Below are 24488 nucleotides of genomic sequence, written 5' to 3'. Positions count from 1 at the left end.
CCTGAGAGTTTAATACTTAGGCTCTGTTTTTGTATATTTTTCAAGTAACAAAGCTACCACTCCCCAGCAATGCAAGTGCAAAATCCCCTAGAATGTGATAAAATAAAAAGAGAACTCTATCAAGGAGGAAAACATGGAAAAACAAACCGTCGCCGTCTTGGGGCCTGGTTCTTGGGGAACTGCCCTTTCACAAGTCTTAAATGACAATGGACACGAGGTACGTATTTGGGGAAATCTGCCCGAGCAAATCAATGAAATTAATACCTATCATACTAACAAGCACTACTTTAAAGATGTCGTTCTAGATGAAAATATCATTGCCTACACCGACTTAGCAGAGGCATTAAAAGATGTAGATGCGATTTTGTTTGTTGTCCCAACAAAAGTGACACGACTTGTTGCCCAACAAGTTGCAAAAACCTTAGACCATAAGGCTATCATCATGCACGCATCAAAGGGATTAGAGCCTGATAGCCATAAACGATTATCAACCATCCTTGAAGAAGAAATTCCTGAACATCTCCGCAGTGATATTGTCGTTGTTTCAGGACCTAGTCATGCAGAAGAAACCATTGTACGTGACCTGACTTTAATCACTGCTGCTTCTAAAGATTTACAAACAGCTCAATACGTTCAAGAACTCTTTAGTAATCACTACTTCCGACTTTATACCAATACGGATGTTATTGGAGTTGAAACTGCTGGTGCTCTTAAAAATATTATTGCTGTCGGTGCCGGAGCCTTACATGGTTTGGGATTTGGTGACAATGCCAAGGCAGCCATCATCGCTCGAGGCTTGGCAGAAATTACCCGCCTAGGAGTAGCACTCGGGGCCAGTCCATTGACCTATAGTGGCTTGTCTGGTGTAGGAGACTTGATCGTAACGGGAACCTCCATCCACTCTCGTAACTGGAGAGCCGGAGATGCTCTTGGTCGTGGAGAATCTCTAGCTGATATTGAAGCCAATATGGGCATGGTGATTGAAGGAATTTCAACGACTCGAGCAGCCTATGAACTAGCGCAAGAACTTGGAGTCTATATGCCAATTACACAAGCCATTTACCAAGTTATTTACCACGGAACCAATATCAAAGATGCCATTTATGACATCATGAACAATGAATTTAAAGCAGAAAATGAGTGGTCTTAACCCTCTAGAGAAAGGATTCTTATGACATCAAAAGTTAGAAAGGCAGTCATCCCTGCCGCTGGACTTGGAACTCGATTTTTACCAGCAACCAAAGCACTTGCTAAAGAAATGTTGCCAATTGTGGACAAACCAACTATCCAATTTATCGTCGAAGAAGCTCTTAAATCAGGTATTGAAGATATTCTGGTTGTCACTGGTAAATCAAAACGTTCTATTGAAGACCACTTTGACTCAAACTTTGAGCTTGAGTACAACCTCAAAGAAAAAGGCAAACATGACTTGTTAAAATTGGTAGACGAAACAACTGGCATTCGCCTTCACTTTATCCGTCAAAGCCATCCTCGTGGTCTTGGCGATGCTGTCTTACAAGCAAAAGCTTTTGTAGGGAATGAGCCCTTCGTTGTCATGCTGGGTGACGACCTAATGGATATCACAGATGACCACGCTGTTCCTTTGACAAAACAATTGATGAATGATTACGAAACGACTCACGCATCAACAATCGCTGTTATGCCTGTCCCTCATGAAGAAGTTTCAGCATATGGAGTTATAGCTCCTCAGGGAGAAGGGATTAATGGTCTCTACAGTGTCGAAACTTTCGTTGAAAAACCAGCTCCAGAAGATGCTCCAAGTGATTTGGCAATCATTGGACGTTACCTGCTCACACCAGAAATTTTTGAGATCCTCGAAAATCAAGCTCCCGGTGCTGGAAATGAAATCCAGCTTACCGACGCTATTGATACGCTTAATAAAACACAACGTGTTTTCGCCCGTGAATTTACAGGAGCTCGTTACGACGTTGGGGATAAGTTTGGCTTTGTGAAAACATCTATTGACTATGCCCTCAAACACCCACAAGTCAAAGATGACTTGAAAGATTACCTCATCCAACTGGGAAAAGAATTGGCTGAGAAGGAATAAAATAAAAAGATAAGGTTCAAAAAATGCCTTATCTTTTTTCATTACATAAATTTTCTTTCAACTTCGTCATATTCCCATTCCCTTGTAGAGAAGCAAGACTGCGAGTCCTACGAACAACACTAACGCTACCAGTCTCTGACTAGCGCTATACATCCGTCTTTCTCCTTGAACTGGAAAGATAATTGCTAGAAATGCTCCACCGACTGCACCTCCGATATGGCCTGCTAGGCTGATTCCTGGAATCAGAACACTTCCAATAATGTTAATCACAAAAAGTGTCAGATAAGATTGACCTAGCTGTTGGATATAGGGGTTGCGAGTGGCATAGCGAAGAATGATAATCGCAGCAAATAGCCCATAGAGAGAGGTAGAGGCTCCTGCTGCTAAGGATTTGGGACTAAATACAAAAACAAAGAGATTGCCCATCATTCCAGATAAAAGATAGAGAAAGCAAAACTTCTTGGATCCGAAAATTTCCTCTACTTGCCTACCAAGATAATAGAGCGAAAGCATATTAACAATGAAATGCTCCCACCCAATATGAACAAAAATGGCAGAAAAGAGACGCCAAATCTGCTCAGGAAAGAGGCGAATAGCTGGTCCATACATAGCTCCAAATCGAAATAATGTGTCTGCCCTGTCAAAGTTTCCGCCTGTGCTCACCAACATTAGTAGAAATACCAAGGCCGTCACTAAGAGAAAGAAACTCGTCACAGGGTAACGTCTATCAAAGATTTCCTTCATCAATCAGTACCTCCTGAACAGGAATATCATGATTTTCAGAGATAAAGTCCTGAATTTGACAAGGATAAACCGTACTCAAAGTATGACCAGAAAAATGTTCCAGATAGCGGTCATAATAACCTCCACCGTATCCAATCCGATATCCTTCCGTCGTAAAAGCCAGACCAGGAACATGAATCAAATCAATCTGAGAAGCATCCACTACTTCCAAATCTCCCTGTGGTTCCAGTAATCCAAAGGAAGTTTTTACCAACTGCTGTGGATCATAGACCACAAAGTCCATGCGCCCCTTGGGATAGGTTTTGGGTATCAGAACCTTCTTGCCGTCCTTCAGCGCCTGCTCAATCAGTTCCTGCGTTTGAAACTCATGAGAAAAAGAAAGATAGGTTGCGATGACCTCGGCTTCTTGGTAAAAGGGGTGTTGTAAAAGTCGCTCAGTTAAAGTTTGGTCTATAAACTGTTTTTGCTCTCGAGGTAAAGCCTTCATTTCTTGTAAGACTTGCTTACGTAATTCCGATTTCATGGACAACCCCTCTATTCTGCTGCCTTCTTTTTCAGGAAACTAAAGACCGCATCCACCCCAATAGCTAATGCTTCTTCCTTAGGACTCATCTGAGGGTGATGAAGGGCATAGGGACTATCAATACCTAGCCAGAACATAACGCCATCAACTTTTGAAAGGAGATAACCAAAGTCTTCACCTGTCATAGCAGGTTCGATATCAATCAACTCAATTCCGTCTTTTTCTTCAAAGAAATCCATCAGTTCATGAGCCAAGGCTGGATTGTTCTCAACAGGCAGATAACCACCTTGCTTGAGTTCCACTTCGACTTCCATATCGAAGGCTGCTGCAACTCCTTCTGCAACTGTTTTGACCCGCTTTTGTACCAAGAGACTCATGTCCTGAGTCAAGGCCCGAATAGTTCCATGTAAAAAGGCTGTGTCTGTGATGACATTGTTGGTGGTTCCGGCTTGGAAAACTCCAAAGGTCACCACCGCTCCCTCGATTGGGTTGACATTGCGGCTGACAACTGACTGCACCTGGGTCACAAAGTAACTAGCCGCCACCAAGGCGTCATTAGCTTCATGTGGAAAGGCTGCGTGGCCACCTTTACCTTTGAAACGAATCTTCACCTCACAAGTCCCTGCAAAGAGTGTATGAGTATTGGTCGCAATCTGGCCGACTTTTAAATCTGGACGGACATGGAGGCCATAAAACTGGTCTGGCAACCAGTTTCCAAAAGCACCATCCTCATACATGAGCATGCCACCAGCTTCATTTTCTTCAGCAGGCTGAAACAGAAAGAGCAGATTGTTCTTGGGTTGCTCTTCAAGGGCGCGCTCTAGACAGCCCAAGGCAATAGTCATATGAAAATCATGTCCACAAGCATGCATGCGGCCTTGGTGCTGAGAAGCGAAAGGAAGGCCTGTTTGTTCCACGATAGGCAGGCCATCAATGTCTGTTCGCCAACCAATGGTACGCTCTGGCTGACTTCCCTGCAAGTAAACCAAAATCCCTGTCCGCCAAGTTCGAACTTGAGCAAAATCCTTGCCCGCAGTCAATTTCTCAATCACATCCAGCAGATAAGCTTGAGTCTTGAACTCCTCCAAGCCAATCTCTGGAATCTGGTGCAAATCTCGTCTAGTCTGAATCAAATCTAACATCTATCTATCCTCCGATATAGCAGAAAGAGGCTGGAAGAAGGGTTCCGCCTCTATTTTTCTTTTACAATTACAAGGTACGAAGCGCATCCTCTAGCGCTGTTTTTTGTTGGGTTTGGGCATCAATCTCTTTGATAATACGAGCTGGAACACCTGCTACCACCACGTTTTCTGGGACATCTTGGGTAACAATAGCTCCTGCTGCGACAACTGAACCACTACCGATTTGGACTCCTTCGATAACCACTGCGTTGGCACCGATAAGAACATTGTCTCCAACACGGACTGGTTCAGCGCTAGCTGGCTCAATCACACCTGCCAAAACTGCACCTGCACCAACGTGGCTGTTTTTCCCAACGATAGCACGGCCACCAAGGATAGCACCCATATCAATCATGGTCCCTGCACCGATTTCAGCACCGATATTGATGACTGCTCCCATCATGATAACAGCATTGTCACCAATTTCAACCTGGTCACGGATAATGGCACCCGGCTCAATACGAGCATTGATAGCACGTTTGTCTAGCAAAGGAACTGCGGAATTACGAGCATCTTGCTCAACAACATAGTCTTGATTTTCTACCAAACCATCGAGAAGCGGAGCCACATCTTTCCAGTCTCCGAATAGAACATTTCCTAGTTTGACAACAGAGCTTGGTACAGCAGTTGCAAGTTGTCCCTCAAAGGTTACTTTAACACTGGTTTTCTTTTCAGCATTAGCGATAAATTGAATAATTTCTTGAGCGTTCATTTTTGTAGCAGTCATAGGAGTCTCCTAGTTCATTTTAATGATACCTATTCTACCAAAAAAGGCCTCAAATTTGAAGCCTTTTTGTTTGTTTTTAGGTATGATTTTTAGGGATGTGAGATAAAACGTGCTGTCGGTAAAAGCAAGCCCCTACCGATACAACCTAAAAACACTCTTAACAACTATCTCCCCGTGTTTTATTGACTATTCTAGTATAGCACACTTTTAGAATTAAGAAAAGACTTTTTATTTACTTTCTTTCGCTTCTTCTATCGATAGGAAAATCATAGGTAAAATAATTAAGGCCATAGCTAGAAGAAGGGACCAATCCACTACTAAACCTAAAAATAAAACACTCAAAAGGGCAGAAGAGAGAGGTTCACTGGCACTAATAACGGAAACCACCAAAGGAGAAACCAAGGACACAGCCTTCATGGAAATAAAAAAGGCAAAAGCCGTCCCGAAAAAAGCGATAATGAGGCAAATCAAGATACTCCAAATATCAAGAGTAAAGGAAAGCTGATACACTGGCGAAAGGACATTGCTAAATAAACCGGCCAAAATCATCCCCCACCCAACCGTGGGTACAAAACCATAGCGCTTCGCGAAAGGTTGGGGCAAGATAACATTAAACATGACCCCCATGGCACTCAGCAGACCTGTTATAAGAGCTAGCGGTGTCATGGATAACTGAGAGAGATCCCCCTTTGTCGCCATCAGGCAAACACCCAGCATGGCAACCAAAACATAGAAAATAGCGCTTTTTGACGCTCGTTTTTGATAAACCAAACGATTGTAAAAGAGGATAAAGACAGGACTGATAAACTGTAAAATAGTTGCTGTCGCTGCATTTGAGTATTCTACACAGAGATAGAAAAAATACTGAACTGAAAAAATCCCCAAAATAGCATAGGCTAAAAAGGGTAGGTAATTTTTCTTATCTCGCCAAATATCTAGCACTTGCGATTTTAATTGTATTGCAGACCAAATGAGCACAAGACTCCCTGCCAGTGTCAAACGCATAGAGGTAATCCAGCCAGAGGACACTTGATAATGAGTAAAGAAATACTCTCCTAGAATCCCACAAATTCCCCATATTAAGCCGGATAGGAGCGAATAAATAGTTCCTTTAACAATCTTTTTCTGATACTGATTCATACCTTTATTGTAACACGAAAGGAAAAAAGAAAAAAGTGGCAATCCATTGATTAGCCACTTCATTTAGAAAAGTTTAAAGAACTTATCGTCTCGCCCTTGAAGAAGAAGGTTTAGTATCGCTTGAATTGCTACTATTGTTAGAACTACTACTTGAACTGCTATTCGAACTAGTACTTGAGCTAGAAGGAGTTGGCAATGTGCTAACGATACTTGACCAAGCATTTTGGTAATCTGCTTCACTTCCTCCAATAGCAAAGTGATAGCTTGTTGTAGGAGCTCCCGCTTTATTAGCCCAATAGCTCGTTACAGTAGAACCTGAAAGATCAACTGTTTTTCCATTAACGGATACTTTGCCAGGCTTCTGCCCTGTAGATCTGAGGACCTGAGACTGGGTCACACTAGAATCAAGATTAAAGCGTTCATTGCCCCAAACACCAGGCTCAGCCTGTTGGATAGCGTTGACCAAGTAAGCCATATATTTGGCATTTCGATAATGCCCAGCCCCCTTAGCCATTGGGCGGTTATCATCATGCCCTAGCCAACCACCTAGAGTCAATCTTGGTGTTGACAGCATGAGCCACATATTTTCATCTTCATTAGTTGTACCAGTCTTACCAATCCAGTCTGCACGAGCTAAGCTTGAATTGATGGAAGCCAAATCCGTTTGGAAACTTGAAGTGATCCGAGATGAAATCACCTCACGAAGCAAACTCTGCATAATTGTTGCCGTTGCCTTCGAGTACACTTGAACTGGTTTGTCTTGGAATTCATAGATTACCCTACCGTCAGGTGATTCAATCTTAGAAATCACATGTTTCTGATGGTAAACACCGTTATTAGCAATTGTTTGATAACCATTGGTATGCTGGGCAACTGTGACCTCAATCCCACCACCCATAGGCAGACTTTCGATACCGTACTCCGGAATCTCGTAACCCATTTTCTCCATGTAACTCTTGACATCCACACCCTTCTCACGCAGCATTCGATAGGTCCAATAGGCTGGGATATTCCACGAATAGTTCAAGGCTTCACCCAAAGTCATCATGCCTGTACCTGGACTATTTACATACATGATAGGATTGCCATTAGAGAATTTTGTCGGATAATTGGACAAGATACTAGCGCTACCCATCAAGCCTTGGTCAATGGCAATACCGTAGGCCAATAAAGGCTTGGTTGTAGAGGCTGGCGAGCGCTTAGTGTCAAAGGCGTGATTGTTTTGGTTTATTTGGTAATTACGACCACCAACAAAGCCTAGAACAGCCCCCGTTTTATTGTCCATCAAAACATTCCCTACTTCAGGCTGCCCAGTCGCATCATCTACCAAACGACCGTAGTTAGCAACTGCATTTTGCATGGCAGTATGGATTTTTTTATTGATTGTTGTCGTGATTTTATAGCCACCGTTACTTAGTTCCTGCTCAGCTCGCTCATGATAGGCCTTTTGAATCGCTTCCTTTTTCAACTCCTGACTAGAGACGTTGTCCTGTTGAACTAAATAATCATACATCCGATCTGTCGCTTCAGACATAGCCGTAAAGTAAAGGTAATCTCTTGAAACAGCATTGACAGTTCCCGATGGCAAGAAGTCTTGTTTTATATTATAATCCTTGTACTGGTCGTACTCTTCCTTAGTTAAAGCACCCGTACGATACATGTTATAGAGAACTCCCTTGGCCCGTTTCAAACCAAGTTCTAAGTCTTCATCACTCTTTAACTCTCCAGTATTTTCATAAGGGGAATAAGTAATCGGACTCTGTGGCAAACCTGCTAAGAAGGCAGCTTGGGGAATACTCAGCTTGTTGGCATCGATACCGAAAATCCCTTTAGCAGCTTGCTGGGCACCTGCAATATTCTGTCCTTTATGATTTCGACCAAAGGGAGCAACATTGAGATAAGTAGTCAAGATTTCATCCTTACTCATGCTGCGTTCCAAGGCAAGGGCATCAACAATTTCTGTAGCCTTACGAGCCAAAGTCGGAGCATCTCCAACCACTTGTTGTTTGATTAGCTGTTGGGTCAAGGTCGAGCCCCCGCTAGATGAGCCCAAACCTGCAAAGGTTCCCAAAGTCGCCCGAATCACAGCTTTTGGCACAACCCCATTATGTTCAAGAAAATGTTCGTCCTCAGTAGCAACGATAGCCTTTTTGAGATTGTCTGATATTTCCTCAGATGAAACAGAAGTTCTCAGTAGATCACTCTCGATAGAAGCAATGACACTCCCATCTGCGTAAACAATTTCTGAGATGGAAGAAATATTTTTAACCTGCTTGACCAAATCCTCCGCTTGGGGAACCTTGGCCTTGTCAAACAAAGCAACCCCATAACCAAGTGCTACACCGGCACCAAAAAGCCCACCGATGAAGCCTAGAATAAAGAGCGTATTCAAAATCCCCTTGATGGCAGCTAAAATGCTACCTAAGATAGGCAAAATTTTCCCACCTGTCGCATCCGACTTCTTCTCTTTTGAGACTTTCTCTGATTTTTTATGATTTAGTTTTGATTTTACTAGCTGGAAAAATTCCAGCATTTTTTGTTTTAATTCATTTAATTGATTTTGCATGGATTTCCTCACTCTATCTATTATACCATAAAAGGTAAACTTTCAATAAAATAGCCACTTTCTTCCCTATTCTACTAGGCTATTGCCCAAGTTTGTGATACAATAGGTAGAAACAATATTTTTAAAAAGGAGAAAAGACACATGCACATTTTTGATGAGCTAAAAGAGCGTGGTTTGATTTTTCAAACGACTGATGAAGAAGCTTTGCGTAAAGCCCTAGAAGAAGGTCAAGTTTCTTATTATACTGGCTACGATCCAACTGCTGACAGCCTTCACCTAGGCCACCTTGTCGCAATCTTGACAAGTCGTCGCTTGCAACTAGCAGGTCACAAACCTTATGCGCTCGTTGGCGGTGCTACAGGTCTCATCGGAGATCCGTCCTTCAAAGATGCTGAACGTAGTCTCCAAACAAAAGACACAGTAAATGGCTGGGTCAAGTCTATCCAAGGACAACTTTCTCGTTTTCTTGACTTTGAAAATGGCGAAAATAAAGCTGTCATGGTCAACAACTACGACTGGTTTGGCAGCATCAGCTTCATTGACTTCCTCCGTGATATCGGAAAATACTTCACTGTCAACTACATGATGAGTAAAGAGTCTGTTAAAAAACGGATCGAAACAGGGATTTCTTACACTGAGTTTGCTTACCAAATCATGCAAGGTTACGACTTCTTCGTCCTTAACCAAGACCACAACGTAACGCTTCAAATCGGTGGTTCTGACCAGTGGGGAAATATGACAGCTGGTACCGAATTGCTTCGTCGTAAGTCTGACAAGACTGGTCACGTTATTACTGTTCCATTGATCACAGATGCTACTGGTAAGAAGTTTGGTAAATCAGAAGGAAACGCAGTCTGGCTCAATCCTGAAAAGACTTCTCCATACGAAATGTACCAATTCTGGATGAATGTTATGGACGCTGACGCTGTTCGCTTCTTGAAAATCTTTACTTTCTTGTCACTTGATGAGATTGAAGACATCCGTAAACAGTTTGAAGCTGCTCCACACGAACGCTTGGCTCAAAAAGTCTTGGCTCGTGAAGTTGTCACTCTTGTTCACGGAGAAGAAGCCTACAAAGAAGCCCTCAACATCACTGAGCAACTCTTTGCTGGAAACATCAAAAACCTTTCTGTCAAAGAACTCAAACAAGGACTTCGTGGAGTGCCAAACTACCAAGTTCAAGCAGATGAAAACCACAATATCGTGGAACTGCTCGTTTCATCTGGTGTGGTTAACTCAAAACGCCAAGCCCGTGAAGATGTCCAAAATGGAGCTATCTACGTAAATGGCGATCGTATCCAAGACCTTGACTATATCTTGAGTGATACAGATAAGTTAGAAAACGAACTCACTGTTATCCGTCGCGGTAAGAAAAAATACTTTGTATTGACTTACTAAACTATTCAACATTTATCTATAAACAAAGGAGTTAACCTCGAGAAAGGTAACTCCTTTTTTCTGTTAATAACTATCATCTATCTATTTTTAATAGACAGACTACGCAGGACAATGCGCAAGGTTGTTAGATTATGTAAGATAGAGAGATTTGAAGGACTGAGCCAATTAAATAAGCCAAAGCCAATCAAACTACTATTTACGACAACAGTATCTTGAATATTCTTCTTGATGAGTATTTGCAAAGATGATGATAGCGAATCCAACTCTTGGAAGAAATCCAAGCGATTATCTAACAATAAGATATCACTCATCTGCTTAGAAATATCTGCACTCTCATTCATCACCACACCGATATCTGATAGGGTTAGAGCAGCTGAGTCATTCAACCCATCCCCAACCATCAAAATAGTGTGACCTGCTTTCTGCAGTTCCTCTACTAACTCAAATTTCCCATCAGGTTTCAAGTCTGTATAGACCTGATCAAAGGGCAAATCTTTGACTAATTCCTCTGTCCTAACCAAGGTGTCCCCTGTTGCCAGAATCAATTTTTTTCCTTGTGCCTTAAGTTTCTCCAAGGCTGCTTTTGCTTCTTTTCTCAAAGGAGTATGAATGCAGAACATTCCAATCAATTCATTCTGATAAGCCAAGAATAAGAGATTGTAGTGACTCTTGTACTCTTCAATTAAAGCATTTTGTTCTGAACTGATATGAATTTGCTCATCCTGCATCAAAACATAATTCCCAATAAGAACTGGTTGCCCATCTATATGAGATTTGATCCCCTTGCTTGCGATATATTGGAGTTTCCCATGCATTTCCTCATGTTCAATCCCCTCTATCTCAGCTTGCTTGACGATGGCATTAGCAATAGGATGATAAATGTGTTCCTCAAGACAGGCACTGATTCTGAGAATATCTTCCTCACTATAGTCCCCAAAAGGTAACACCTTTTCAACTATAGGATAGCTAGTTGTGATTGTTCCCGTCTTATCAAACAAGAAAGTATCAACTTCCAGATATTTCTCCAGAACATCCCCATCCTTAATCACCATTTCACGGTTCAACCCCTCCTTGATAGCTGTTAAATAAGCTACAGGAGTAGAAATTTTCAAAGCGCAGGAGAAATCGACCAATAGGAAAGAAATAGCCTTAGAAAAAGAACCTGTCAATAGGTAAGTTAGCCCAGCCCCCAAGAAATTATATTTGACGACCTTATCCGCCATCTTGATGAAATAGCGTTGTTTCGTTTTCTTGTTTTCTTCAGATTTCTTCATTAACTCAATCAGTTGTAAAATCCGGCTGTTCATCTGATTATCGGTTACACGAATGCGTAACTCTCCAGTTTCTAATACTGTATTTGCACAAACCAAATCAGACTCTCTTTTTTCAACTGGAAAACTCTCTCCTGTCAAGGAACTTTCGTTGACCATACCTAAACCTGAAACTACTTGTCCATCAAACAGAATTTCATTTCCTTGAGATAAGATTAAAACATCTCCTATTTGAACATCGGAACTCTTGATACTAACAACCGTATCGCCCTGTACTAGGAATACATCGCTCTCTTTTGCAAGAAGGCTTTGTTCTAAATCTGTTGCAGTTTTTTTCAAGGACCACTGATCTAAATGATTCCCCAAATCAAGCATAAACATGATATTGCTAGCTGTCTTGGATTGGTTCATAAACAAGGACAATAAAATCGCCGAACAGTCCAAGACTTCCATCGTTAGTTCCTTACGCGCTAGTGTTTGATAGGCTTCTCTAATATAACCCAAAGCCTGATAACAAGTCCATATATAGCGAATAGGATACGGCACAAAACTACGAAAAATCATACGCTTAATCGCTGCACCTGAAACAATAGAATAAGCACTCTCTTCTCTACGAATGGGAAGAGTCATCAACTCAGAAACTTTCCCTTTATCAATTCTTTTTAAAAAGGCTTCTGCATTATCTAATACAGAAAAGCCTTCTTTTATACGTAGAGTAAAGTGCTGTTGATCCATGTAAAACTGGATAGACTCAATCCCCTTTTCATCTCTAGCCAAGGAACGAAGATAGTCTTGAATATCCAAGGTGAGTGAAAAAGAAGATGATAGTCGGATATGTTGGTATCCTCTATGTAGCACTTTAAAAGACATATTATTCTCCTATAAGGCTATCTAATTGCTCTTCTTTTTTCTCTTGCTCGTACAAATATTTAGCATCTTGCAAGACATCGTCTCCATGTTGCTTCACGACAGAAACAGATGCATCTAGCTCGTCTTTCAACTTGTAAGCCTTAGCCAAAGCTTTAGAATAACCTTTTTTGGCTTCCTTACTTGCTAAGATTTTCAAGCCAAGGGTACCAAATGCGACACCACCCAAAAAGAGTGATGATTTTTTCGCAACTTTTGCAACGCTTAATACTTCTTTTAACATACTTATTTCCTCCTTATCATTATTATATAGCAATTTAGATATAAAAGCAATTCCATTTTATAAATTGGAGAATTATACTCAATGAAAATCAAAGAGCAAACTAGGAAACTAGCCGCAGGCTGTGCTTGAGTACGGCAAGGCGACGTTGACGTGGTTTGAAGAGATTTTCGAAGAGTATTAGTTTTATTTCTACTGAATCTCCCATCTACTTACTCCTAAAGTTGCTTTCATTTGCCTCTTTTGATACACTTAAACTATGAATACAAATCTCAAACCCAAACTTCAGCGTTTTGCTTCTGCGACTGCCTTTGCCTGTCCTATCTGTCAAGAAAATCTGACTCTGCTAGAGACTAGTTTCAAGTGCTACAACCGTCATTCTTTTGACTTGGCGAAATTCGGCTATGTCAATCTAGCCCCTCAAATCAAGCAATCTGCTAACTACGACAAGGAAAATTTTCAAAACCGTCAACAAATCCTAGAAGCCGGCTTTTATCAGGCTATTCTAGAGGTCGTCTCTGATTTACTTTCAAACTCAAAAAATGCCAAAACAATTTTAGATATCGGTTGTGGCGAAGGATTCTATTCTCGCAAACTCCAAGAAAGTCATCCTGACAAAACCTTCTATGCCTTTGATATTTCCAAAGATTCAGTCCAAATCGCTGCCAAGAGCGAACCCAACTGGGCAGTCAATTGGTTCGTTGGCGACCTAGCTCGTCTTCCTATAAAAGACGCCAGCATGGATATCTTACTTGATATCTTTTCCCCTGCCAATTACGGAGAATTTCGTCGCGTTTTATCCAAAGACGGTATCTTGATAAAGGTTATTCCAACTAAAAATCACCTCAAGGAAATCCGTCAGAAGGTACAAGACCAGCTGACAAACAAGGACTATTCCAACCAAGATATCAAAAATCATTTCCAAGAACACTTTACCATCCTATCTAGTCAAACTACCTCTCTGACTATGACTATCACAGCAGATCAGCTCCAAGCTCTACTCAGCATGACTCCTCTACTCTTTCACGTTGATCAGAGCAAAATTGACTGGAGCCAACTGACAGAGATTACTATTGAAGCTGAGATTCTGGTTGGGAGAGTACTATAATTGACACAAAAAACCGCATTTCAAGAAGATCTGCGGTTTTAAATTTCAATTTTTAAACTATCTATCCCAAAAGTCTAAAACATTTAAAGCTTTTAGCTTCTCCATTTATTTTCGATTCGAAATAACAAACTTATCAATAAATAGCAAGTGAAATAAGGCAAGTGTAATTCCCGATAAGCACCCATGATAAGAGATTTCTTGATGGGTAAGGGGGTAAAGATTACTATTACCCGCCAAGAGGCATGTTAAAATAACAAATAGAATCCAAAATAAATCCGTCCATTTATATTTTGAAAAATATTTTTTCCACATAAGAACACCTTCTTTCCTATAATCATATTATAATACTTTATGTAAGCGAATACAAGAGATATGAGGTAATTTTTAAGTAGATTTCGAGCCTTAAAGGTTGTAAAAACAGCATTTTAAGCGTTCAATGTGTCTATGATTTCTCTCTTTTTAATTCAAGATTGACTCAAATCCACAGCATTCAAAAAAGCGAATTTCAATCGAAACTCGCTTTTTTACAAAATGTATTAGTATGAATTTGTATCTTATACTCAATGAAAATCAAAGAGCAAACTAGGAAGCTAGCCGCAGGTTGCTCAAAACACTGTTTTGAGGTTGTGGATAGAACTGACGAAGTCAGTAACCATACCTACGGCAAGGCAACGCTGACGTGGTTTGAATTTGATTTTCGAAGAGTATTAGTTCAAGTGCCAGATATCTTCGTTGTACTGAGCGATTGTACGGTCAGATGAGAAGAATCCTGCTTTAGAAATGTTAACGATGACTTTATCCAACCATGCGTCACGGTCTTCGTAGTCAGCAAGCATTTGCTCTTTGACTTTGATGTAGTCTTCCAAGTCAAGAAGAGTCATGAACCAGTCTTTGTTGATCAATTCATTGTAAAGACGTTCCAAGCGCTCTTTGTTTCCAGCTGCAAGAACTGCATCGCTAACGATGAAATCAACCAATGGTTTGATAGCTTCACGAGCATAGAATTCGCTTGATTTGTAAGCTGCTTTTGCGTAAAGGTCAATAACAGTTTCTGAATCTTCACCGAAGATGTAGATGTTTTCGTCGCCAACCAACTCAGCGATTTCCACGTTAGCACCGTCCATAGTACCAAGAGTCAAAGCTCCGTTCAACATGAATTTCATGTTACCAGTACCTGAAGCTTCTTTAGAAGCAAGTGAGATTTGTTCTGAGATATCACATGCTGGGATAAGGAAGCTTGCTGCAGTAACGTTGTAGTTTTCAACCATAACTACTTGCAAGTGTGGAGCTACTGCTGGATCGTTAGCAATAACTTCTGACATGCAAAGGATCAAGTGGATGATGTCTTGAGCGATTGTGTAGGCTGGAGCTGCTTTACCACCAAAGAAGATTGTGATTGGACGAGCAGGGATGTTACCAGCTTTGATGTCAAGGTATTTGTGGATCACATACAAAGCGTTCATTTGTTGGCGTTTGTACTCGTGAAGACGTTTGATTTGGATGTCAAAGATAGAGTTTGGATTGATTTCCACACCTTGGTGTTCTTTCAAGTGACGAGCCAATTTACGTTTGTTGTGAGCCTTGATGCTTTCCAATTTTTCTTTGACAGCTACTTTGTCTTCATAAGACAAGAGTTTTTCAAGCTCATCTGCTTCATGGTGCCAACCTTCTCCAAGAATCTCATCCAAGTAGTGAGACAAGCTTGGGTTAGCATGCATGAGCCAACGACGGAAAGTGATACCGTTTGTTTTGTTGTTGAATTTTTCTGGGTAAAGGTCGTAGAAAGCTTTCAACTCAGAGTTTTTCAAGATTTCAGTGTGGAGTGCTGCTACCCCGTTAACACTGTATCCGTAGTGGATATCCATGTGAGCCATGTGAACACGTCCGCTCTCGTCAATGATTTGAACAGCTGGATCTTTCACTTCTGCTTTCACACGACGGTCCAATTCTTCAATGATTGGTACCAAGTGAGGAACCACTTCTTGCAAGAATTCAAGAGGCCATTTTTCAAGGGCTTCAGCAAGGATTGTATGGTTAGTGTAGGCAGTCATGCTACGAACGATTGAGATTGCTTCGTCAAGCTCGATACCACGTGCAGTCAAAAGACGGATCAATTCAGGGATCACCATTGATGGGTGAGTATCGTTGATTTGTACAACTGCGTAGTCAGCAAGGTCATGCAAGTTGCTTCCTTTTTCAATTGCTTCGTCGATGATCAATTGCGCACCGTTTGAAACCATGAAGTATTGTTGGAAGATACGGAGCAATTCACCTTGACGGTCACTATCATCTGGGTATAGGAAAAGAGTCAAGTTGCGAGCGATATCTGTCTTGTCAAAGTTGATACCGTCTTTAATGATTGAAGAATCAACTGAATCCAAGTCAAACAAACGCAAGCGGTTCTTAGTTTCTGTCTTGTAACCAGGTACATCGATATCGTAAAGAGTAGATGTCAATGTGAAGTGAGCGAATGGCACTTGGTAGCTACGGCTTGAGCGAACCAACCAGTTTTGCTCTGTCAACCATGCATTTGGAATTGTTTCTTGTTGGTTGTTTTTAAGAACTTGTTGGAAAAGACCAAAGTGGTAGTTAAGACCAACACCGTCACCGTTCAAACCAAGAGTAGCAATTGAGTCGATAAAGCAGGCAGCCAAACGTCCCAAACCACCATTACCAAGAGATGGTTCCAATTCAACTTCTTCTACTTCAATCAAATCTTTACCTGCAGCTGCAAGTTCTTTTTTAACATCGTCGTAAAGACCAAGGTTGATCAAGTTGTTTGACAAAAGTTTACCAATCAAGAACTCAGCTGAGATGTAGTAAACTTTTTTCTTACCAGTGTTAACTGGTTTTTGACTGCTTGCAAGCTTGCTGTAGTTAAGAAGAGCAAGATAAAGCTCTTCATTGCTACATTCTGCAATGGTTTTATTGTAACGATTTTGTACAAATTCTTGTAGTGATAACATGTTTAAGGTGTCTCCTGATATTGTATTATTTCTTTAATTCTACCAAATTTTCATTGATTCGGCGATAGATTGTTGTCAAGTCAAGCAAGCCTTCCTCGACAGCTGGTGTCAATTGATCTTCAGTCATACGCCAAGACCAGTTTCCACCAAGGGTAGATGGGAAGTTCATACGAGCTGCCTCATCCAATTCTAGCAAATCTTGCATAGTTGCAATTGCCATGAAGCTAACTGATGAAAAGACTGTACGAAGCATAGCATGTGGCACTGTTTCGTATTCTTTACGGTTAGTGTAGCGAGCCATGTATTCACGAGTCGCATCATCGATCTCGTTACGGTACCAACCAAGGACCGTATTGTTATCGTGTGTTCCTGTGTACATAACTGAGTTAGCAGGTGCCAAGTGTGGGCTATCGATGCTTTCGTCTTCTGGGTTGAAAGCAAATTGAAGAATCTTCATTCCTGGGAAGCCAGTACGTTCACGCAATTCGATAACTTCATCTGTCATGAAACCAAGGTCTTCTGCGATGATGTTTAGCTCACCAAGCTCTTCCTTAACGGCTGCAAAAAGCTTGTAGCCAGGACCTTTCACCCACTCACCAGGTGCTGCTGTATCAGAACCAGCAGGGATTTCCCAGTAAGATTCGAAACCACGGAAGTGGTCTATACGAACGATGTCATAGATTTTGAAGCTTTCACGCAAGCGTTCAATCCACCATTTGTAACCATCTTTGTCCATTGCTTCCCAGTCATAGATTGGGTTACCCCAAAGCTGACCAGTTGCAGAAAATTCATCTGGTGGGCATCCTGCGATGCAAGTCGCCTTACCGTTGACATCTGTCTTGAAGAGATGTGGATTTGCCCACATATCGCTTGAATCTTCCGCTACGTAGATTGGCATGTCTCCAACGATTTCGATGTGGTTGTCGTTAGCGTAAGCTTTCAATTTCAACCATTGTTGGAAGAAGAAGTATTGAGTCACACGGTGGTAAACCAACTTGTCTGCCAATTGCTCACGGTAGCTTTCAAGTGCTGAAGCTTTACGAGCACGAGCATCTGCATCTGGCCATTCAGTCCAAGCAAGATTGTCAAAATGCTCCTTGATAGCCATATACTCTGCAAAGAGTTCAAGCCATGATTGGTTGTCTTGAGCAAATTTCTCAAAATCTTTAACATCTCCCACTTCCAAGAAACGTTTTACCGCTTTTTCTAAAAGAGGACGACGTGCATAGTAGATTTTCGCATAGTCAACTTCAGATGCATCGCTACCAAAGTCAACTCCTTCAAGATCACTTGCTTGCAACAAGCCTTGTTCCACCAAGATATCTAAATCGATAAAATGAGTGTTCCCTGCGAAGGCTGAGAAAGATTGGTAAGGAGAGTCTCCGTAACTAGTTGTTCCTAGTGGAAGGATTTGCCAGTAACGTTGTTTTGTGCGAACCAAGAAATCAACGAAGTCGTAAGCACTTTTACCAAATGATCCGATTCCGTATGCTCCTGGAAGAGAAGAAATGTGCATCAACACACCACTTTGACGTTTTTTCATAATAAGCACCTCATGTGTTTATAGTTAGATATTACATTTTTATGAACGCAAACGTTTGCGCTATTACTAGTATAGCTCATTTTCTTGATAAATGCAAGCGGTTTTAAGTAACTTTTTTGATTATTTTTTAAAAATTTTTTCTTCTTACTCGTATATATATTCTTTCAGGCAACAAACAAAATAGGAATAAGGGTTTCACTTATCTCATTAAGCAAAAATAAAGAGAGAATTCTCCCTGCCTTCCATTTGTAAATTAGGCAATCGTTTTCTCAACTTTTTTTAAATTTAAAACAAAACGGATTTTTGGGATTTTCTACTATTATATGACGATGAAGCGTTTACTTTTTTTCACAATTTTTTTAAAAATTTTTACAAAAAACACTTGCAACCGCTTTCTGATTGTGCTATACTAGTCCCATAAAGGAAAACGTTTGCGTTTCCTCATTATAAAATTTGTTATTCTTTAGGAGGAATACACTATGTCATCTAAATTCATGAAGAGCGCTGCTGTGCTTGGAACTGTTACACTTGCTAGCTTGCTTTTGGTAGCTTGCGGAAGCAAAACTGCTGATAAGCCTGCTGATTCTGGTTCATCTGAAGCGAAAGAACTCACTGTATATGTAGACGAGGGATATAAGAGCTATATTGAAGAGGTTGCTAAAGCTTATGAAAAAGAAACTGGAGTAAAAGTCACTCTTAAAACTGGTGATGCTCTAGGAGGTCTTGATAAACTTTCTCTTGACAACCAATCTGGTAATGTCCCTGATGTTATGATGGCTCCATACGACCGTGTAGGTAGCCTTGGTTCTGACGGACAACTTTCAGAAGTGAAATTGAGCGATGGTGCTAAAACAGACGACACAACTAAATCTCTTGTAACAGCTGCTAATGGTAAAGTTTACGGTGCTCCTGCCGTTATCGAGTCACTTGTTATGTACTACAACAAAGACTTGATAAAAGAAGCTCCAAAAACTTTTGCTGACTTAGAAAACCTTGCTAAAGATAGCAAATATGCCTTCGCTGGTGAAGATGGAAAAACTTCTGCTTTCCTAGCTGACTGGACAAACTTCTACTATGCATACGGACTTCTTGCTGGTAACGGCGCTTACGTATTCGGTCAAAACGGTAAGGACGCTAAAGATATCGGTCTTGCCAACGACGGCGCTATCAAAGGTATAGAATACGCTAAATCTTGGTATGAAAAATGGCCTAAAGGTATGCAAGATACGGAAGGTGCTGGCAACTTAATCCAAACTCATTTCCAAGAAGGTAAAACAGCTGCTATCATCGACGGACCTTGGAAAGCCCAAGCCTTCAAAGATGCTAAAGTAAACTACGGTGTTGCGACTATCCCAACTCTTCCAAACGGAAAAGAATATGCTGCATTTGGTGGTGGTAAAGCTTGGGTCATCCCTCAAGCCACTAAGAACCTTGAAGCTTCTCAAAAATTTGTAGACTTCCTTGTTTCAACTGAACAACAAAAAGTATTATACGATAAGACTAACGAAATCCCAGCTAACACTGAGGCTCGTTCATACGCTGAAGGTAAAAACGATGAGTTGACAACAGCTGTTATCAAACAGTTCAAGAACGCTCAACCAATGCCAAACATCTCTCAAATGTCTGCAGTTTGGGATCCAGCGAAAAATATGCTCTTTGATGCTGTAAGTGGTAAGAAAGATGCGAAAACAGCTGCTAACGACGCTGTAACATTGATCAAAGAAACAATCAAACAAAAATTTGGTGAATAAAAAATTTGTTCAAGGGGGGTGGAATTCAAATCCCCCTTTGAATTTATCAATAGAAAACATATATAGTTTAGGTTTTAACTAGAAACTAGTATCCTATGAAAGGAGTTATTATGGAAAAGCAACAACCTAGTAAAGCAGCCCTGCTGTCTATCATTCCTGGGTTAGGACAGATTTACAATAAACAAAAAGCAAAAGGTTTTATCTTCCTTGGTGTAACCCTTGTATTTCTCCTCTACTTCCTAGCACTTGCAGCCCCTGAATTGAGTAATCTCATCACTCTTGGTGACAAACCAGGTCGTGACAATTCCCTCTTTATGCTGATTCGTGGTGCCTTCCATTTAATCTTTGTAGTTGTTTATGTACTCTTTTATTTCGCAAATATCAAAGATGCACATACAACTGCCAAACACATTAACAATGGCATACCAGTAGCACTTACCTTTAAAGAAATGGTCAAAGGAATCTATGAAAATGGCTTCCCTTACCTCTTGATCATTCCATCTTATGTTGCCATGACTTTTGCGATCATCTTCCCAGTTATCGTAACCTTGATGATCGCCTTTACCAACTACGACTTCCAACACTTGCCACCAAACAAATTGTTGGACTGGGTTGGTTTGACCAACTTTACGAACATCTGGAGTTTGAGTACCTTCCGTTCTGCCTTCGGTGCCGTTCTTTCTTGGACTATCATCTGGGCTTTGGCAGCTTCTACTTTACAAATCGTAATCGGTATCTTCACAGCTATCATTGCTAACCAACCATTTATCAAAGGAAAACGTATCTTTGGTGTTATTTTCCTTCTTCCTTGGGCTGTTCCAGCCTTCATCACTATCTTGACATTCTCAAACATGTTTAACGATAGTGTCGGAGCCATCAACACTCAAGTCTTGCCAATCTTGGCTAAATTCCTTCCTTTCCTTGATGGTGCTCTTATTCCTTGGAAAACAGATCCAACTTGGACAAAAATTGCCTTGATTATGATGCAAGGTTGGCTTGGATTCCCATACATCTACGTTTTGACTTTAGGTATCTTGCAATCTATTCCTAACGACCTTTACGAAGCAGCTTATATTGACGGTGCCAATGCTTGGCAAAAATTCCGCAACATCACTTTCCCAATGATCTTGGCCGTTGCAGCACCTACTTTGATCAGCCAATACACCTTCAACTTTAACAACTTCTCTATCATGTACCTCTTCAATGGTGGAGGACCTGGTAGTGTCGGAGGTGGAGCTGGTTCAACCGATATCTTGATCTCATGGATCTACCGTTTGACAACAGGTACATCTCCTCAATACTCAATGGCGGCAGCTGTTACCTTGATTATCTCTATCATTGTCATCTCAATCTCTATGATCGCATTCAAGAAACTACACGCATTTGATATGGAGGATGTCTAAGATGAATAACTCAATTAAACTCAAACGTAGACTGACTCAAACCCTTACTTACCTCTACTTAATTGGCCTATCAATCGTGATTATCTATCCACTTTTGATTACCATCATGTCAGCCTTTAAAGCAGGTAACGTCTCAGCCTTTAAACTAGATACTAATATCGACCTCAATTTTGATAACTTTAAAGGACTCTTTACTGAAACTCTATACGGTACTTGGTATCTCAATACCTTGATCATCGCCTTGATTACCATGGCGGTTCAAACAAGTATCATCGTACTTGCTGGTTATGCCTACAGCCGTTACAACTTCTTGGCTCGTAAACAAAGTTTGGTTTTCTTCTTGATTATCCAAATGGTGCCAACCATGGCCGCTTTGACAGCCTTCTTCGTTATGGCACTTATGTTGAACGCCCTTAACCACAGCTGGTTCCTCATCTTCCTCTACGTTGGTGGTGGTATCCCGATGAATGCTTGGCTCATGAAAGGCTACTTCGATACAGTGCCAATGTCTCTAGACGAATCTGCAAAACTAGACGGTGCAGGACACTTCCGCCGCTTCTGGCAAATTGTTCTTCCACTTGTTCGCCCAATGGTTGCCGTACAAGCTCTCTGGGCCTTCATGGGACCTTTTGGAGACTATATCCTTTCTAGTTTCTTGCTTCGTGAGAAAGAATACTTTACTGTTGCCGTAGGTCTCCAAACCTTCGTTAGCAATGTGAAAAACTTGAAGATTGCCTACTTCTCAGCAGGTGCTATCCTCATTGCCCTTCCAATCTGTATTCTCTTCTTCTTCCTACAAAAGAACTTTGTTTCAGGACTTACAAGTGGTGGCGACAAGGGATAATATATCCCCGCCACCCTTTTTCATTTTATACTCTTCGAGAATCTCTTCAAACCACGTCAGCTTCACCTTGCCGTAGTACGGTTACTGACTTCGTCAGTTCTATCCACAACCTCAAAACAGTGTTTTGAGCAACCTGCGGCTAGCTTCCTAGTTTGCTCTTTGATTTTCATTGAGTATTAGCGATTGTTACTGTAAATAACATCCTTGTAACAAGCAATTTTTCTCCTAGACTTGAAATAAAGCACATTTCTCTATATAATAATACTCATATAGAAAACACCTTTTAGAAAGATACCTATGCTTCCATATCCATTTTCCTATTTTTCAAGTATTTGGGGATTTCGTAAGCCCCTGTCCAAACGTTTCGGGCTCAACTGGTTTCAGCTTCTCTTTACCAGTATCTTCCTTATCAGCTTGTCTATGGTACCCATTGCCATCCAAAACAGCTCACAGGAGACTTATCCGCTAGAAACCTTTATTGATAATGTCTATGAACCATTGACAGATAAGGTTGTCCAGGATCTCTCTGAACATGCTACAATTGTTGATGGCAAATTAATTTATACAGGAACAGCTAGTCAAGCCCCTTCTCTTTTAATCGGTCCAAGTCAAAGTAAGGAATTACCTAAGGACTTGCAACTGCATTTCGATACGAATGAGCTCGTCATCAGCAAGGAAAGTAAAGAACTGACCCGTGTCTCTTACCGAGCGATTGAGACTGAAAGTTTCAAAAACAAAGACAGCTTGACCCAAGCCATTTCTAAAGACTGGTATCAGCAGAATCGTGTCTATATCAGCCTCTTCCTAGTTCTCGGTGCGAGCTTCCTCTTTGGTTTGAATTTCTTCATTGTCTCTCTAGGAGCTAGTCTTCTCCTTTATATCACTAAGAAATCACGCCTCTTTTCATTTAGGACCTTTAAAGAGTGCTACCATTTTATCTTGAACTGTTTAGGATTACCTACTCTAATTACGCTTATTTTGGGACTCTTTGGCCAAAATATGACAACTCTCATTACTGTACAAAACATTCTTTTTGTTCTGTATCTGGTCACTATCTTTTATAAAACGCATTTCCGTGATCCAGATTACCATAAATAGGAGATTTTTATGCCCGTTACGATTAAAGACGTGGCCAAGGCTGCTGGTGTTTCGCCTTCAACCGTAACCCGTGTTATTCAAAACAAATCAACCATTAGCGACGAAACAAAAAAACGTGTTCGTAAGGCTATGAAGGAGCTCAATTACCACCCCAACCTCAACGCTCGTAGTTTGGTAAGCAGTTATACCCAAGTTATCGGCTTGGTTCTTCCTGACGACTCAGACGCCTTCTATCAAAATCCTTTCTTCCCATCTGTCCTCCGTGGTATCGCCCAAGTCGCATCTGAAAACCACTACGCTATTCAGATTGCAACAGGTAAAGATGAAAAAGAGCGCCTTAAAGCTATTTCACAGATGGTTTACGGTAAACGTGTGGATGGTTTAATCTTCCTTTATGCCGAAGAGGAGGATCCCTTGGTCAAGCTGGTCGCTGATGAGCAGTTCCCCTTCCTCATCCTAGGAAAATCCATTTCACCCTTTATCCCTCTTGTAGATAATGACAATGTCCAAGCTGGTTTTGATGCAACCGAATATTTTATCAAAAAAGGCTGCAAACGAATTGCCTTCATTGGAGGAACTAAGCGACTCTTCGTAACGCAAGACCGTTTAACAGGCTATGAGTCCGCACTCAAGCAATACAAACTGCCTCTTGATGACAATCTGACCTACTTTGCAAATGAATTTCTAGAAGAAAAAGGGTATCAGTTTAGCCAACTCCTCTTTCAGCATGACCCACAGATTGATGCTATCATTACAACCGATAGTCTCCTAGCTGAGGGGGTCTGTGACTATATCGCTAAGCACCAACTGGATGTCCCTGTTCTCAGTTTCGACTCAGTCAATCCCAAGCTCAACTTGGCGGCCTATGTTGATATCAATAGCCTAGAACTTGGTCGTGTTTCCCTTGAAACCATCCTCCAAATTATCAACGATGCTAAAAGCAATAAGCAAATTTGTTACCGTCAGTTAATTGCCCACAAAATTATTGAAAAATAAAAACCAGCTCG

The 24488-nt window shown here is 41.1% G+C and carries 20 protein-coding genes; 9 read left to right on the top strand and 11 right to left on the bottom strand.

The features are described from left to right. Positions 1–133: 133 nt before the first annotated feature. Complete coding sequence (locus tag N8L39_RS07595) at positions 134–1150, top strand: NAD(P)H-dependent glycerol-3-phosphate dehydrogenase (protein ID WP_020903403.1); 1017 nt, start codon at positions 134–136, stop codon at positions 1148–1150. A 21-nt stretch (positions 1151–1171) separates the two neighbouring features. Further along, complete coding sequence (gene galU / locus N8L39_RS07590; RefSeq protein ID WP_125456749.1) at positions 1172–2071, top strand: UTP--glucose-1-phosphate uridylyltransferase GalU; 900 nt, start codon at positions 1172–1174, stop codon at positions 2069–2071. A gap of 66 nt (positions 2072–2137) precedes the next feature. Here galU and N8L39_RS07585 read toward each other — a convergent pair whose 3' ends face one another. The 6 genes from N8L39_RS07585 to pbp1b all read right to left on the bottom strand — a co-directional run bounded on the left by N8L39_RS07585 (position 2138) and on the right by pbp1b (position 8952). After that, on the bottom strand, positions 2138–2815 hold the full coding sequence (locus N8L39_RS07585) for a rhomboid family intramembrane serine protease (RefSeq protein ID WP_261010583.1): 678 nt from the start codon (positions 2813–2815) through the stop codon (positions 2138–2140). Beyond that, entirely contained in the window at positions 2799–3338 is a 540-nt protein-coding gene (locus tag N8L39_RS07580) for a 5-formyltetrahydrofolate cyclo-ligase (RefSeq protein ID WP_261010582.1), read from the bottom strand. The genes N8L39_RS07585 and N8L39_RS07580 overlap by 17 nt, the downstream gene beginning before the upstream one ends. An 11-nt stretch (positions 3339–3349) precedes the next feature. Beyond that, positions 3350–4480, bottom strand: a complete 1131-nt coding sequence (locus N8L39_RS07575) for an N-acetyldiaminopimelate deacetylase (RefSeq protein WP_261010581.1) — start codon at positions 4478–4480, stop codon at positions 3350–3352. Positions 4481–4547: 67 nt separating this feature from the next. After that, positions 4548–5246, bottom strand: coding sequence for a 2,3,4,5-tetrahydropyridine-2,6-dicarboxylate N-acetyltransferase (gene dapD / locus N8L39_RS07570; RefSeq protein WP_000127460.1), 699 nt, complete (start codon positions 5244–5246; stop codon positions 4548–4550). A gap of 228 nt (positions 5247–5474) precedes the next feature. Further along, positions 5475–6386, bottom strand: coding sequence for a DMT family transporter (locus N8L39_RS07565; RefSeq protein WP_261010580.1), 912 nt, complete (start codon positions 6384–6386; stop codon positions 5475–5477). Between the two features lie 82 nt (positions 6387–6468). Further along, positions 6469–8952, bottom strand: a complete 2484-nt coding sequence (gene pbp1b, locus N8L39_RS07560; RefSeq protein WP_261010579.1) for a penicillin-binding protein PBP1B — start codon at positions 8950–8952, stop codon at positions 6469–6471. 141 nt (positions 8953–9093) lie between these two features. Here pbp1b and tyrS point away from each other — a divergent pair, with 141 nt between their 5' ends. Then, positions 9094–10350 carry a tyrosine--tRNA ligase gene (gene tyrS / locus N8L39_RS07555; RefSeq protein WP_261010578.1) on the top strand — a complete coding sequence of 419 codons (1257 nt, stop codon included), beginning with the start codon at positions 9094–9096 and terminating at the stop codon, positions 10348–10350. A 77-nt stretch (positions 10351–10427) separates the two neighbouring features. On the opposite strand, the gene N8L39_RS07550 is transcribed toward tyrS, so the two are convergent. Both N8L39_RS07550 and N8L39_RS07545 read right to left on the bottom strand, forming a co-directional pair. Next, entirely contained in the window at positions 10428–12491 is a 2064-nt protein-coding gene (locus tag N8L39_RS07550) for a heavy metal translocating P-type ATPase (protein WP_261010577.1), read from the bottom strand. A gap of 1 nt (position 12492) precedes the next feature. Continuing rightward, positions 12493–12771, bottom strand: coding sequence for a DUF6110 family protein (locus tag N8L39_RS07545; protein ID WP_000910903.1), 279 nt, complete (start codon positions 12769–12771; stop codon positions 12493–12495). A 256-nt stretch (positions 12772–13027) separates the two neighbouring features. On the opposite strand from N8L39_RS07545, the gene N8L39_RS07540 reads away from it, so the two are divergent. After that, complete coding sequence (locus N8L39_RS07540) at positions 13028–13876, top strand: putative RNA methyltransferase (protein ID WP_261010576.1); 849 nt, start codon at positions 13028–13030, stop codon at positions 13874–13876. A gap of 105 nt (positions 13877–13981) precedes the next feature. Here the strand turns inward: N8L39_RS07540 and N8L39_RS07535 are convergent, their stop codons facing one another. The 3 genes from N8L39_RS07535 to malQ form a co-directional block, all read right to left on the bottom strand. Continuing rightward, entirely contained in the window at positions 13982–14188 is a 207-nt protein-coding gene (locus N8L39_RS07535; protein ID WP_045606609.1) for a membrane protein, read from the bottom strand. A 395-nt stretch (positions 14189–14583) separates the two neighbouring features. Further along, positions 14584–16842 carry a glycogen/starch/alpha-glucan family phosphorylase gene (glgP, locus tag N8L39_RS07530; RefSeq protein ID WP_261010575.1) on the bottom strand — a complete coding sequence of 753 codons (2259 nt, stop codon included), beginning with the start codon at positions 16840–16842 and terminating at the stop codon, positions 14584–14586. Between the two features lie 25 nt (positions 16843–16867). Then, on the bottom strand, positions 16868–18385 hold the full coding sequence (malQ, locus tag N8L39_RS07525; protein ID WP_000747274.1) for a 4-alpha-glucanotransferase: 1518 nt from the start codon (positions 18383–18385) through the stop codon (positions 16868–16870). A gap of 479 nt (positions 18386–18864) precedes the next feature. Between malQ and N8L39_RS07520 the strand changes: the two genes are divergently transcribed. From N8L39_RS07520 to N8L39_RS07500, 5 genes are all read left to right on the top strand, one after another. Further along, positions 18865–20136 (top strand): maltodextrin ABC transporter substrate-binding protein, encoded by a 1272-nt coding sequence (locus tag N8L39_RS07520; protein ID WP_000095474.1) that lies wholly within the window; start codon positions 18865–18867, stop codon positions 20134–20136. 110 nt (positions 20137–20246) lie between these two features. Continuing rightward, on the top strand, positions 20247–21539 hold the full coding sequence (locus tag N8L39_RS07515; RefSeq protein WP_049500516.1) for a carbohydrate ABC transporter permease: 1293 nt from the start codon (positions 20247–20249) through the stop codon (positions 21537–21539). Position 21540: 1 nt separating this feature from the next. Beyond that, positions 21541–22383 (top strand): sugar ABC transporter permease, encoded by an 843-nt coding sequence (locus N8L39_RS07510; RefSeq protein WP_001065647.1) that lies wholly within the window; start codon positions 21541–21543, stop codon positions 22381–22383. 297 nt (positions 22384–22680) lie between these two features. Next, positions 22681–23481, top strand: a complete 801-nt coding sequence (locus N8L39_RS07505; protein WP_261010574.1) for a DUF1189 domain-containing protein — start codon at positions 22681–22683, stop codon at positions 23479–23481. Between the two features lie 9 nt (positions 23482–23490). Further along, positions 23491–24477, top strand: a complete 987-nt coding sequence (locus tag N8L39_RS07500; protein ID WP_261010573.1) for a LacI family DNA-binding transcriptional regulator — start codon at positions 23491–23493, stop codon at positions 24475–24477. Positions 24478–24488 lie beyond the last annotated feature (11 nt).

The sequence above is a fragment of the Streptococcus mitis genome (assembly GCF_946190285.1).
GTDB classification, from domain to species: Bacteria; Bacillota; Bacilli; order Lactobacillales; family Streptococcaceae; genus Streptococcus; species Streptococcus mitis_CP.
This window is presented reverse-complemented; position numbering and strand designations above follow the sequence as displayed.